Raw genomic sequence first — 12117 nt, forward strand, 5'->3', positions numbered from 1 at the left:
CTTCTTGTCCAACTGCAACTGGTTTGCATTAACAGACGCACCTTAGTGTGATCGACAGGACTGCCGCCGACGTGAAAAAAATAGCCGTTTCTCCCGCCATATCCCCGTTACCCGCGCGCCGCTGGCTGCCCCTGGCCCTGGCCCTGGCGGTCAGTGCGGCCTTGCCCCAGGCCCAGGCCGGGCAAGCCGCCGCCATTCACATCCAGGCCCAGGCGCTGGGCCAGGCCCTGAGCCAGTTGGGCCTGCAGACCTCGTTGCAGGTGTTCTTCAGCCCCGAGCTGGTGGCCGGCAAGCAGGCCCCGGCGGTGGACGGCAACCTGTCCCCGGAACAGGCCCTGGGCCAGTTGCTCCAGGGCAGTGGCCTGCAATACCGGATCGACGGCGGTTCGGTGACCCTGAGCCCGGCTCCGGCAGCCACGGGCGGTGCACTGGAACTGGGCACCAGCAGCATCAGCGTGGTGGGCGACTGGCTGGGCGATGCCGATGTGCAAAAGGTCCAGAACCACCCCGGTGCACGTACGGTGATCCGCCGCGAGGCCATGGTGGAGCAGGGCGCGATGAACGTCGGCGACGTGCTGCGCCGGGTGCCCGGGGTGCAGGTCCAGGATGCCAACGGCACCGGTGGCAGCGATATTTCCCTGAACGTCGGCGTGCGCGGCCTGACCTCGCGCCTGTCGCCGCGCTCAACGGTGCTGATCGACGGCGTGCCGGCGGCCTTTGCACCCTATGGCCAGCCGCAGTTGTCCATGGCGCCGATTTCCTCCGGCAACCTGGACAGCATCGATGTGGTGCGCGGCGCCGGTTCCGTACGCTACGGGCCGCAGAACGTCGGCGGGGTGATCAACTTCGTGACCCGGGCGATTCCGGAAAAGGCCACCGGGGAAATCGGCACCACCCTGGAAACCTCCCGGCAGGGCGGCTGGAAGCACATCGACACGGCTTTCCTCGGCGGCACTGCGGACAACGGCCTGGGGGTGGCGCTGCTGTATTCCGGGGTCAACGGCAATGGCTACCGCGAGGGCAACAACGGCAACGACATCGACGACGTGATCCTCAAGACCCACTGGGCACCCACCGAGCAGGACGAGTTCTGGTTCAACCTGCATTACTACGACGCCACCGCCGACATGCCCGGCGGCTTGACCCAGAAGCAGTACGACGCCAAGCCCTACGACTCCGATCGCGACTGGGACAACTTCAGCGGCCGGCGCAAGGATGTGTCCTTCAAGTACCAGCGCCAGGTCGACGACCGCACCCAGTTCGAAGTGCTGACCTACTACTCCGACAGCTTCCGCGGCAGCAACATTGCCGCCAGCGACCAGAAGACCCTGGTCTCCTACCCGCGCACCTACTACACCTTCGGCATCGAGCCGCGGGTGTCCCATGTGTTCGACCTGGGGCCCACCACCCAGGAAGTCAGCGTGGGTTATCGCTACCTCAAGGAAGGCATGCATGAACAGGCCAGCCGCGTGGCCCTGGTGAACAACCAGCCGGTGCTCACCGCGGATTCCGACGGCCATGTCTACCAGGACCGTACCGGCGGCACCGAGGCCAATGCCTACTACATCGACGACAAGATCGACGTCGGCAACTGGACCATCACCCCGGGCATCCGCTTCGAGGACATCAGCACCAACTGGCACGACCGGCCGGTCCCGGGCACCAACGGCGTGCGAGTGCAGGAGAAGCGCCGCAGCATCGACAGCAACGAACCGTTGCCGGCCCTGAGCGTGATGTATCACCTGTCCGATGCCTGGAAGCTGTTCGCCAACTACGAGACTTCCTTTGGCAGCCTGCAGTACTTCCAGCTGGGCCAGGGCGGCAAGGGCAACCAGACGGCCAACGGCCTGAGCCCGGAGAAGGCCAAGACCTACGAGATCGGCACTCGCTACAACGACGATGTATGGGGCGGTGAAGTGACGCTGTTCTACATCGACTTCGATGACGAGCTGCAATACATCAGCAACGACGTGGGCTGGACCAACCTGGGGGCCACCAAGCACCAGGGCCTGGAAGCCTCGATGCATTACGACCTGGCAGCCCTGGACCCGCGCCTTGACGGCCTGACCGCCAACGCCGGCTTCACCTACACCCGCGCCAGCTATGAAGGCGAGATCCCCGGCTTCAAGGGCCGCGACCTGCCGTTCTACTCGCGCCAGGTGGCCACTGTCGGCCTGCGCTACGACATCGACCGCTGGACCTACAACATCGACGCCTTCGCCCAGTCCAAGCAGCACTCGCCGGGCACCGGGGTGAACGCCAACGGCAGCTTCAACGGCAACTACATCACCGATGGCAGCGCCGATGGCCGGTACGGCGACATGCCGGGTTATGTGCTGTGGAACATCCGTGGTGGCTATGACTTCGGGCCGCAGTTGTCGAACCTGAAGCTGGGGGCCGGCGTGAAGAACGTCTTCGACCGCCAGTACTTCACCCGTTCCAGCGACAACAACTCGGGGATCTACGTGGGCGCGCCCCGGACCTTCTTTGTCCAGGCCAGCGTCGGCTTCTGACCCCCGCAACAGGCGCCGGCTTGCCGGCGAATCCCCAGAGCGGCGCAGGTTCTGGGAGATGGGCCATGGCTGGCGGCCCCTTCGCTGGCAAGCCAGCTCCTACAGGGATGGTGGCGCCTGTAGGAGCCGGCTTGCCGGCGAATCCCCCGAGCGGCGCAGGTTCTGGAGGATGGGCCCTGATTGGTGGCCCCTTCGCTGGCAAGCCAGCTCCTGCAGGGAGGGTGCGCCTGTAGGAGCCGGCTTGCCGGCGAATTCCCAGGACGACGCAGGTTCTGGGGATGGGCCATGGCTGGCGGCCCCTTCGCTGGTAAGCCAGCTCCTACAGGGACGGCGGCGAATCCCTGGTGCAATGCTGTGCTTAAGTGGCTCAGACCTTGAGTACCTTGCCGCTGGCGGCCACCGCCAGCAGCAGGACGGCGATCAGGCCGAAGGCCGCGCTCAGGCTGCTGCCATGGGCAATGAAGCCGATCACCGCCGGCCCGGCCAGGATGCCGGCGTAACCCAGGGTGGTGATGGCCGGCACGGCGATGCTTTCGGGCATGACGTTCTGCTTGCCCACGGCGGTGTAGAGCACCGGCACTATGTTCGAGCAACCCGCGCCCACCAGGGCATAACCCACCAGCGCCGCCTCCCAGGCCGGGGCCAGGGTCGCCAGCAACAGGCCAGCGGCGGCCGTGGTGCCGCCGATGATGATCACCCGGCGCGCGCCCAGGCGATGGACGATGGCATCGCCCGTCAGGCGGCCCAGGGTCATGGTCAGGGCGAAGGCGGCGTAGCCCAGGCCGGCGTAGGCGGCATCCAGATCGCGCTCGGCGGTGAGGAAGACCGCGCTCCAGTCCAGCACCGCGCCTTCGGCGAGGAACACCACGAAGCACAGGCAGCCGATGAACAGCACCACACCATGGGGCACGGCAAAGGCCGGGCCCGAGCTCTGGCTGCCATAGGGCAGCATGTGCGGCGCGGCCTTGAGCAGCGCCAGCAGCATCAGGGCGATCACCACCAGGGTCGCGCCCAGGGGCGACAGGCCCAGGCCGAGCAGGGCACTGACCCCCGCGGCGCCGACGATCCCGCCCAGGCTGAACAGCCCGTGAAAGCCCGACATCATGGTCTTGCCGCTGGCCCGCTCGACAATCACCGCCTGCAGGTTGACCGTGGAATCCACGCCGCCCAGCCCGGCGCCGAACATGAACAGCGCGGCCATCAGCAGCGGAATCGAGGTCAGGGTGGCCAGCAAGGGCAGGGCCAGGCAGATCAGCAGGGTGCCGCCGGCCATCACTTTGCGGCAGCCGAAGCGCCCGGCCAGGGCGCCGGCAATCGGCATCGCAAGGATCGAGCCCACCCCCAGGCACAGCAGCAACAGGCCCAGGGTGCCTTCGTCGAGCCCGGCCCGGGCCTTGGCGTAGGGCACCAGCGGGGCCCAGGCGGCAATGCCGAAGCCGGCGATGAAAAAGGCGATGCGCGTGGACATCTGTTCGAGGCGGCCGGGGGTGGCCTGGAAGTGGGTGTTGCTGGCAGTCATAAAAATCCTTGGCGATCGAACTCGCTGCCGGCCGCCTGATGCCCCCATGGCGTGATGGCGGCCGGGTGGGGATTGTGACAAATCTGGCCCTCGAAGGTTGCAGAAATCCGCAGCGCAGTGCTTCTGCACAGGGTTGCGGGTGAAATAAATTTGCGCAGGCTGGCGGTTTGTTTCACATAATCGGCGGCTGTGCACAAAAACGTTGCAGTGCGTGCCGTTTCTTCCCGGAGTTTTCCTGCCCATGAATGCCAGCCTCGACGCCTACGACCTGAAGCTGCTCGCCGAGCTGCAACGTGACGCCAGCACCGCGCAAAGCGAGCTGGGGCTGCGGGTCAACCTGTCCACCGCCGCGGTCAACCGGCGGCTCAAGCGCCTCTGCGACGAGGGGGTGATCGAGCGCTACAGCGCCATCGTCGCGCCGGATGCCCTGGGGCACGAACTGAGCATCATCGTCGAGGTGCAAGTGGAGAGTGAGCGCATCGACCAGATCGACGCCCTCAAGCGCAACTTCCAGGCCTGCCCCCAGGTCCAGCAGTGCTACTACGTGGCCGGCGAGTGCGATTTCGTGCTGATTTTCTGCGTGCGCAACATGGCCCAGTACACCCAGCTGACCCGCGAACTGTTCTTCGACAACCCCAACGTCAAGCGCTTCAAGACCCTGGTGGCGATGAACCGGGTCAAGGTCGGCCTGGAAGTGCCCACGGCCGGCTGAGGTTCAGGGGGCCTGCAGCGCTTCCACCAGGAAATCCACGAACACCCGGACCTTCTGCGACAGGTGCCGCTGGCTGGGGTACAGCGCATAGATATGCCGCCCGGGCAGGTGCTGGTCCGGCAGCACCCGCAGCAGTTGGCCGCTGTCCAGCAATGGCTGGGCGACAAAGCCCGGCAGGGCGCCGATGCCCAGGCCGGCCACCAGCATGTCGGCCAGCAGCAGGCTGTTGTCCGCGGAAAAATGCACCGGCAGCTCCAGCCGCGTCTGGCCTTCCGGGCCTTGCAGGTGCCAGCGCCCCGGGTGTTCCGCCAGGCGGTAGGCCAGGCAGCGGTGCTGATGCAGGTCGGCGATGCTTGCCGGCGTGCCCGCGGCCTGCAGGTAGGCCGGCGCGGCGCAGATGATCTGCTCCACCTGCCCCAGCTGGCGGGCGATCAGCGAGGAGTCCTCCAGTTGCCGGCGAATCCGCAGCGACACGTCGAAGCCTTCGCCCACCACGTCCAGCACCTGGTCGTTGAGGGTCAGGTCCACCTGCAATTGCGGGTAGCGCTGCATGAAGGCCACCAGGATCGGCGACAGCACCTTGAGCCCGAAGGACAGTGGCGCATTCACTCGCAGGCGCCCGCCGGGTTCGTGCAGGCCGGCCTGGGTGGCCCGCTCCAGGGCGTCCAGTTCGTCCAGCAGGTGGCAGCACTCGCTGAAGTAGCGCTGCCCGGCCTCCGACAGGCTCATGCGTCGGGTGGTGCGCAGGATCAACAGGCTGCCCAGGCGCTCTTCCAACTGGCGCACCTGCTTGCTCACCGCCGCCGTGGACTGCCCGAGGTCGGTGGCGGCCTGGCTGAAACTGGAGCGTTCCGCCACCCGGCGAAAGGTGCGCATGGCCAACAACACATCCATATTGTTTCTCCCGGGTTGAATATGTATCCACGAAATGGCTGATTATCTCTGATCTGCCACTCAATACCATGGGCACCTCATTTCACAGGAGTGTTGTCATGGCGATTCGCGCAATGTCGAAGATGGTTTCCGGGCTACTGGCCCTGTCCCTGGTCAGCGGGCTGTGCAGTGCCGCCGAGGCGGCCCGGCCCGAGGTGGGCATCAGCCCATGGGGCCCCAAGGACGAGATCGGTCGCCTGAACCTGATCACCCCCCAGTCCCGGGCGGCGATCATGGCCCGGGTCACTGGTGAACAGGCCTATGACCTGGCGGTGGATTACTTTGTCGGCATGCCCAGCTGGCAGGCCGCCGGCGACCCGCCTTACCAGATGTGGATGACCCACACCCCCCACGGCAACGTGATCGCCGACCCGATGCAAGTGGGCGAGCCAATGAACCAGCACGTCAGCTACAGCGGTTCGGCGGTGTCGATGTACGCCCATATGGGCACCCATATCGATGCCCTGAACCACTTCGGCCTCAACGGCAAGATCTGGAACGGCTACCGCGCCGACCAGCACCTGGGGGACCGCGGCTGGAACGTCACTGGTGCGGAAAAACTGCCGCCGATCATTGCTCGCGGTGTGCTGATCGATGTGCCCGCGGCCAAGGGCCTGGAGCAGTTGGCGGACAGCTACCGGGTCACCCGCGCCGACCTGCAGCAGGCCCTGGCCAGGCAGAAGGTGGCGCTGGAAAAGGGCGACGTGGTGCTGATCCGCACCGGGCGCATGCGTGACTACGACAATGCCCAGCGCTACATGGCCAACCCGCCGGGCCTGAGCCTGGACGCGGCGAAGTTCCTGGTGGAAGAGGGCGGCGCCATGGTGGTGGGGGCGGACAACCTGAGCTTTGAAACCTTCCCGTCCGAGGTCGAGGGCAACTACCTGCCGCTGCACACTTACCTGCTGGCGATGCAGGGCGCGCCGATCATGGAGCTGGTGAACCTGGAAGGGCTGGCCCGGGACAAGGTCTACCAGTTCGCCTTTATCGGTGCCTCGCTCAAGTTGCGTGGCGCGGACGCCGCGCCGATCCGCCCCATGGCCCTGCCGATCCGCTGAGCCGAGGCGTGGCGATGCCCCGCGCGCTCACCGGGAGTCTCCAGGCCTCTGGTCGAGCCGCCGGTTTCTCCGTAATGTCAGCGGCTCGGTTTTCCAGGAGGCGGTGTGATGGCGGCGTTCTACGATGCACGGGGCAACATCTATGGGGTGGTGACACCCGCGCGGTTGCGCAGCCTGGGGGTCGCCTTGCCCGGCAGCGCCGCCCAGGCCGCGCGGGACCGGCGCTTGTGGAGCGAGCAGGCCATCGCCGCCCTCTGTGACTGGGCTCCGGGCACCCGCCCGCCGGGGGCCAAGGCCCACCGTAGCGATGGTCTGCTGGTGGGGCCGTTCAAGGACGTGGCGCCCTTCGATCTGCTGATCGTCAACACCGACGGCACCCTGGCCGAGCGCAGTGGCAATGGCCTGACCATCTTTGCCCAGGCCCTGGCCGAGCAGGGGTTGCTGGCCGAGCAGGGGCCAACCCTGTTGCAGGTGCACCATGACCAGCCCACCGGTACCTCGCCGGTGGCCACCGTGGTGGAGCCGGCCCGGGTGGCGGGGGTGCCAGGGTTCTGGCTGGACCTCGGCCAGCCGTCCTTCGGGCCCGAGGCGGTGGCCGCCATTGGCGTCGAGACGGTGACCCTGAACGGACGCGAACTGAGCCGGGTGGCGCCGTTGCAGGCACTCGACCCGCGGTGGGAGCACAGCCAGTTCGTGCGCATCGGCAACCCCCACTGCGTGACCCTGCTGGAGGATGCCGAGGCCTTGCCCGGCAACCCGCAGATGCTCGAAGCGCCCCTGGCCGAAGGGCTGACGGCCACTGCTTTTGCCTTGCCCCTGGGCAGCGGCGAACCCTGCCCGGCGGGGGTCAACCTGCAATGGGCGGCGCGGGAATCGGCGCAGCGCATCGTCGCCCGGGTGTTCGAACGGGGCGAAGGGCCGACCGCGTCGTCGGGCACCAGCGCCAGCGCCGTGGCTAGCGCGGCGTGGCGGGTGGGCTGGGTCAAGGCTGGCGAGGTGCAGGTGGTGATGCCCGGCGGCACCGCGCCGTTGCGCCTGGAGGAACAGGATGGCGAGCTGCGCCGGGTCTGCCTGTTTGGTCAGGCCGTGCGCTTGTAGCTTCTTGCAGGAGCCGGCTTGCCGGCGAAGGCGATCTGACGGGCGCCTTCGCCGGCAAGCTGGCGCCTACGGTTTTTTGCAGGTCATGCGTCTTGCCATTGCACCTGGGCCATTTGCCGTTGCATCAGCACCTTGCCGTGGCGGATGGAGTACAGCGCCAGGCCCTGGCTGCGGATCATTTCGTAATCGCTGTCGGCAGACAGGATCAGCAGGTTCGCCGGGCGACCTTCTTCGATGCCGTAGCGCTCGCCCAGGGCCAGGGCCTTGGCGCTGTTGTCGGTGACCAGGTCCAGGGCGTTCTGCAAGTTGCGGTAGCCGAGCATGTGGCAGATGTGCAGGCCGGCTTCCAGTACCCGCAGGATGTTGCCGTTACCCAGGGGGTACCAGGGGTCGACAATCGAGTCCTGGCCGAAGCACACGTTCATCCCGGCCTCCAGCAGCTCATTGACCCGGGTCACGCCGCGGCGTTTCGGGAAGCTGTCGAAGCGCCCCTGCAGGTGGATGCTTTCGGTGGGGCAGGAGACGAAGCTGATGCCCGAATGCCCCAGCAGGCGGAACAGCTTGGCGCAGTAGGCGTTGTCGTAGGAGCCCATGGCGGTGGTGTGGCTGGCGGTGACCCGGGAGCCCATGCCCCGGCTGCGCGCTTCTTCGGCCAGCACTTCAAGAAAGCGCGAATGCGGGTCATCGGTTTCGTCGCAGTGCACGTCCACCAGGCAATCGGTGCGTTCGGCCAGGTCCATGAGGAACTTCACCGAGCTCACGCCCTGGTCCCGGGTGTATTCGAAGTGCGGAATACCGCCCACCACATCGGCGCCCAGGCGGATGGCTTCTTCCATCAGCTCGCGGCCGTTGCGGAACGATTCGATGCCCTCCTGGGGGAAGGCGACGATCTGCAGGTCGATCAGGTGCGCGCTTTGCTCGCGCACTTCGAGCATGGCCTTGAGGGCGGTGAGGTCCGGGTCGGTGACGTCGACATGGGTGCGTACATGCTGGATGCCGTGGGCGGCCAGGGCGCGGATGGTCTTGTGGGCGCGGGCGCGGGTGTCTTCGGCGGTGATGGTGGCCTTGCGTTCGCCCCAGCACTCGATGCCTTCGAACAGGGTGCCGCTCATGTTCCAGCGCGGCTCGCCCGCGGTGAGGGTGGCGTCCAGGTGAATGTGCGGTTCGACGAAGGGCGGCACCACCAGGTTGCCGCCGGCATCCAGGTGCTCGGGGCCGAAGGCCGGCGCGGCGGTGGGGGCGTCCGGGCCCTGCTGGACGATGCGGGCGATGCGGCCGTTTTCCAGGTGCAGTTGGTGCAGGCCTTCACGGTGGCGCAGGCGGGCGTTGGTGATCAGCATCGGAGCGGTTCCTCGGGTCGGGCAATCAGCGGTTCAGCAGTGGGATCCGGGCGGCGGCCCTTGTCCCTCGGTCATTGGGCTGTGCTTCAACCGGTACCGGTCGAAGCAGGCAGGTGGTTCGGGGCGGGTCATGATAGACCCGGAACGCGCCGGGAGGGCAAGGCCCGGGTTCAGGCCCGGGCGTCGAGGGTGGCGCTGGTGCGGGCGCCGAGCCAGGCGCTGAGCAGGACATAGCTCAGGCTTGCTACGCCGGTGCCCACCAACGGCGCGACCCAGGGCGAGCAGAAGGCCGCCAGGGTGCCCAGGCCATAGGCGGCCAGGCCCGGCCAGTTCCAGGCCGGCAACTGGCTGTCGGCCAGGCGCGGGTAGCGGCCGCGCCAGCGGTAGAAGAAGTCCGCCATGATCACCCCGCCAATCGGCGGAATCACCGTGCCCAACAGGATCAGGTAGGGCACCAGCAGGTCGTACATGCCGAGCATCGCCAGCAGGGTGCCGATCAGCGCGCCCACCAGGGTCACGGTCTTGCGCCGGTCGGTGCGCAACAGGTTGCAGCCGGCCACGGCGAAGTTGTAGATGGTGTTGTCCTGGGTGCTCCAGATGTTCAACAGCAGCATGGCCATGGCCGCCATGGCAAAACCCTGGAGCAGCAGCACTTCGACCACGTCCGGCTGCTGGTAGACGATGGCGCCGTAGGCACCGATCAGCACCATCAGGCCGTTGCCGATAAAGAAGCCGATCAGGCTGGCGCTCACCGCCACCCGCGCCGAGCGGGAAAATCGGGTCCAGTTGGTGGCCTGGGTGGCGCCGCTGACGAAGGTGCCGAACACCAGGGTGATGGCGCTGGAGAGGTCCAGGCTGGCGCTAGGCGTGACCCCCAGCAAACCGTCGAGGCCGCCGATCTGCCGGGTGGCCACCCACATCGAAAGCAGCAACAGCAGGCCCATGGCCGGCACCGCGATCCAGGACAGGATCTCCAGGCCGCGATAACCGATGTAGGCGGTGGCGCAGAAGGCCATGCCGAACAGCAGCATCAGCCCCAGTACCGCACCCGGATCCAGCTGGAAATACTTGCCCAGCACCACCGCGGCGGTGGCGGTGCCCCAGGCGTACCAGCCGATCTGGGTGAAACCCAGGATCAGGTCGCTGAGCTTGCTGCCCCGTTCGCCGAAGCAGAAGCGCCCCATCAGCACCGTGTTCAGCCCGCTCTTGAAGGCGATGTAGCCCAGGCTGGCGGCGTAGATCCCCAGCAGCAGGTTGCCGACGAGGATCACCACCAGCAGGGTGGTGAAGTCGAAGGCCACCCCCAGCTTGCCGCCGGCGAACATGGTGGCAGTGAAGAAGGTGAAGCCCAGCAGCACCATGGCCATGGAGGCCAGGCCCTTGCGGGCGTGCTGCGGAACTTCGCTCAAGGGGTAGTCGTTGCCGGGTTCGTGCTGGGTCATGGGCCTGTCCCTGGTCGCAGTGATGCCACGCTGTTGCAGGCGCCGTGCCAATCCTTGACGGCAGGGCCGGGCGCCCCAGCAGTTATAGCCGATGCCCGTGCCCCTGCACCGGGTGCCTGTGGCCCGGGGGCGAAAGCGGTGCACCCTTGGGCCAGATTGGTTCACCGGCGGTTCAGTCCTCGTCGGGGCTGAAAATGCTTTCGATGGGCAACTGGAAGGCCCGGGCAATCTTGAACGCCAGGGGCAGGCTGGGGTCGTAGCGCCCGGTCTCGATGGCATTCACCGTCTGCCGTGACACCTCGAGGCGGGTGGCCAGTTCGGCCTGGGACCAGCCTTGCCGGGTGCGCAGTTCGCGCAGTTGGTTGTTCATCGGTAGCGCCGCACGCCGGCCACCGTGGCCAGGGCCCAGACCAGCCCCATCACGGGCCATACGTAGAACATCGAGAGCCGGGGCAGGCCGGCGGTTTCCAGGAAGCCGTAGCTGAAGGTGATCAGCGCGGTGCAGACAAAGGACAGGCCCAGGGCTTCGAGCTGGATGCGCCGGGCCAGTTCGTCCATGCGTCGCAACTGGCGCACCACCGCCAGGGCCATGGCCACCATGGGGACCACCGGCACCAGGGCCAGGGCGATCTTGCCCGGGCCCGGGTTCATGTCCGCCAGCCAGTGGCTGCTCAGCAGCACGCAGGCGATGTAGGCCAGCAAGGCCAGGCCGAATTCCCTGAAATAGCGTTTGGTGCCCATGGGCGATCTCCTTTTAGTAAAGTGTCCTTTACATTAGGGGAGGCGCTTTTTCATGTCAAGGGTGCTTTACATTAACGCCGTCACGCTCAGTCGAAGAGGGCCACGCTGCGCCGGCCTTCGTGGAAGTCGAAGGCCTCCTGGATATCCCGTTCCACAGTGCGTCCCTGGGACAGCGGCGGCAACTGGTCCGGGGCGAAGAACGCCGCGTCGCTGGTTTCGCTGCCGGCCATCGGGGCCTCGGCGTCTTGCCGTTCGCAGAGGAAGTAGAGCTTGTAGAAGTCCCGGTGATCGGGCTTGTAGGGCCCCTTGGCCTTGTGCCGCAGGCCGTACAGCTGGCGCACCGAAACCTGCAGCCCGGCTTCTTCGCGGATTTCCTTGATGATGTTCTGCGCCGCCGACAGGCCCACATCGGCGTAGCCCCCGGGCAAGGCCCAGAGGCCGTCGTGCTGCTCGCGCACCAGGAGGATCTTGCCGTCCTCGATCAGCGCGCCGCGCACTTCCACCATCGGCGTCGAGTAGCGCTGGGCGAAGTCCGAGACCAGTTCGTTGATGCGTTCCAGGGGCACGTTGCCCAGCTGCGCGAGCATGTCGTGGGCGATCTCGGCGACTTCCTGGTAGCGCTCGCGATCATGCACGTCGCGGCAAAAATGCAGGCCGGTGGAGGCGATGGCTTGCAGGCGTTTGGCGTGGGTCAGCCAGCTGCTTTCCATGAGAGAGGTTCCTGCAACGTCAGAGAGAAGGCGCTTGTTTTAAGCCCTGGG

11 protein-coding genes are annotated in these 12117 nt (G+C 66.7%); 4 read left to right on the plus strand and 7 right to left on the minus strand.

Translation table 11 applies throughout. The features are described from left to right. Positions 1-71: 71 nt before the first annotated feature. Complete coding sequence (locus BM382_RS25540) at positions 72-2513, plus strand: TonB-dependent siderophore receptor (protein ID WP_072444592.1); 2442 nt, start codon at positions 72-74, stop codon at positions 2511-2513. A 367-nt stretch (positions 2514-2880) separates the two neighbouring features. Here BM382_RS25540 and BM382_RS25545 read toward each other — a convergent pair whose 3' ends face one another. Beyond that, positions 2881-4032, minus strand: a complete 1152-nt coding sequence (locus tag BM382_RS25545) for an MFS transporter (RefSeq protein WP_011062322.1) — start codon at positions 4030-4032, stop codon at positions 2881-2883. A gap of 241 nt (positions 4033-4273) precedes the next feature. On the opposite strand from BM382_RS25545, the gene BM382_RS25550 reads away from it, so the two are divergent. After that, the gene (locus BM382_RS25550; protein ID WP_011062321.1) at positions 4274-4744 is read left to right on the plus strand and encodes an Lrp/AsnC family transcriptional regulator; all 471 of its coding nucleotides are present in this window, start codon (positions 4274-4276) and stop codon (positions 4742-4744) included. Between the two features lie 3 nt (positions 4745-4747). Here BM382_RS25550 and BM382_RS25555 read toward each other — a convergent pair whose 3' ends face one another. Next, positions 4748-5638, minus strand: coding sequence for a LysR family transcriptional regulator (locus BM382_RS25555; RefSeq protein ID WP_019092925.1), 891 nt, complete (start codon positions 5636-5638; stop codon positions 4748-4750). A 98-nt stretch (positions 5639-5736) separates the two neighbouring features. Between BM382_RS25555 and BM382_RS25560 the strand changes: the two genes are divergently transcribed. Together BM382_RS25560 and BM382_RS25565 are read left to right on the plus strand one after the other, a co-directional pair. Next, complete coding sequence (locus BM382_RS25560; protein WP_019092926.1) at positions 5737-6735, plus strand: cyclase family protein; 999 nt, start codon at positions 5737-5739, stop codon at positions 6733-6735. A 108-nt stretch (positions 6736-6843) separates the two neighbouring features. Then, positions 6844-7833 (plus strand): hypothetical protein, encoded by a 990-nt coding sequence (locus BM382_RS25565; RefSeq protein ID WP_072444591.1) that lies wholly within the window; start codon positions 6844-6846, stop codon positions 7831-7833. A gap of 83 nt (positions 7834-7916) precedes the next feature. On the opposite strand, the gene codA is transcribed toward BM382_RS25565, so the two are convergent. From codA to BM382_RS25590, 5 genes are all read right to left on the minus strand, one after another. Then, entirely contained in the window at positions 7917-9173 is a 1257-nt protein-coding gene (codA, locus tag BM382_RS25570; protein ID WP_072444590.1) for a cytosine deaminase, read from the minus strand. Positions 9174-9343: 170 nt separating this feature from the next. Then, positions 9344-10615, minus strand: a complete 1272-nt coding sequence (codB, locus tag BM382_RS25575; RefSeq protein ID WP_072444589.1) for a cytosine permease — start codon at positions 10613-10615, stop codon at positions 9344-9346. Between the two features lie 172 nt (positions 10616-10787). Then, positions 10788-10985, minus strand: coding sequence for a helix-turn-helix transcriptional regulator (locus BM382_RS25580; RefSeq protein WP_015636377.1), 198 nt, complete (start codon positions 10983-10985; stop codon positions 10788-10790). Beyond that, entirely contained in the window at positions 10982-11356 is a 375-nt protein-coding gene (locus tag BM382_RS25585) for a hypothetical protein (RefSeq protein ID WP_065363198.1), read from the minus strand. Before BM382_RS25585 ends, BM382_RS25580 begins: the two co-directional genes overlap by 4 nt. An 86-nt stretch (positions 11357-11442) precedes the next feature. Then, on the minus strand, positions 11443-12066 hold the full coding sequence (locus BM382_RS25590; RefSeq protein WP_011062313.1) for an NUDIX hydrolase: 624 nt from the start codon (positions 12064-12066) through the stop codon (positions 11443-11445). Positions 12067-12117 lie beyond the last annotated feature (51 nt).

Origin of the sequence: Pseudomonas sp. NFPP25, from assembly GCF_900116505.1 — a bacterium.
Lineage (GTDB): Bacteria > Pseudomonadota > Gammaproteobacteria > Pseudomonadales > Pseudomonadaceae > Aquipseudomonas > Aquipseudomonas protegens.

Coding starts and splice junctions, on each gene's coding strand:
- BM382_RS25565 (WP_072444591.1), top strand. CDS start 6,844: ATGGCGGCGTTCTACGATGCACGGGGCAACATCTATGGGGTGGTGACA.
- codB (WP_072444589.1), bottom strand. CDS start 10,615: ATGACCCAGCACGAACCCGGCAACGACTACCCCTTGAGCGAAGTTCCG.
- BM382_RS25545 (WP_011062322.1), bottom strand. CDS start 4,032: ATGACTGCCAGCAACACCCACTTCCAGGCCACCCCCGGCCGCCTCGAA.
- BM382_RS25550 (WP_011062321.1), top strand. CDS start 4,274: ATGAATGCCAGCCTCGACGCCTACGACCTGAAGCTGCTCGCCGAGCTG.
- BM382_RS25590 (WP_011062313.1), bottom strand. CDS start 12,066: ATGGAAAGCAGCTGGCTGACCCACGCCAAACGCCTGCAAGCCATCGCC.
- BM382_RS25555 (WP_019092925.1), bottom strand. CDS start 5,638: ATGGATGTGTTGTTGGCCATGCGCACCTTTCGCCGGGTGGCGGAACGC.
- BM382_RS25560 (WP_019092926.1), top strand. CDS start 5,737: ATGGCGATTCGCGCAATGTCGAAGATGGTTTCCGGGCTACTGGCCCTG.
- BM382_RS25585 (WP_065363198.1), bottom strand. CDS start 11,356: ATGGGCACCAAACGCTATTTCAGGGAATTCGGCCTGGCCTTGCTGGCC.
- codA (WP_072444590.1), bottom strand. CDS start 9,173: ATGCTGATCACCAACGCCCGCCTGCGCCACCGTGAAGGCCTGCACCAA.
- BM382_RS25580 (WP_015636377.1), bottom strand. CDS start 10,985: ATGAACAACCAACTGCGCGAACTGCGCACCCGGCAAGGCTGGTCCCAG.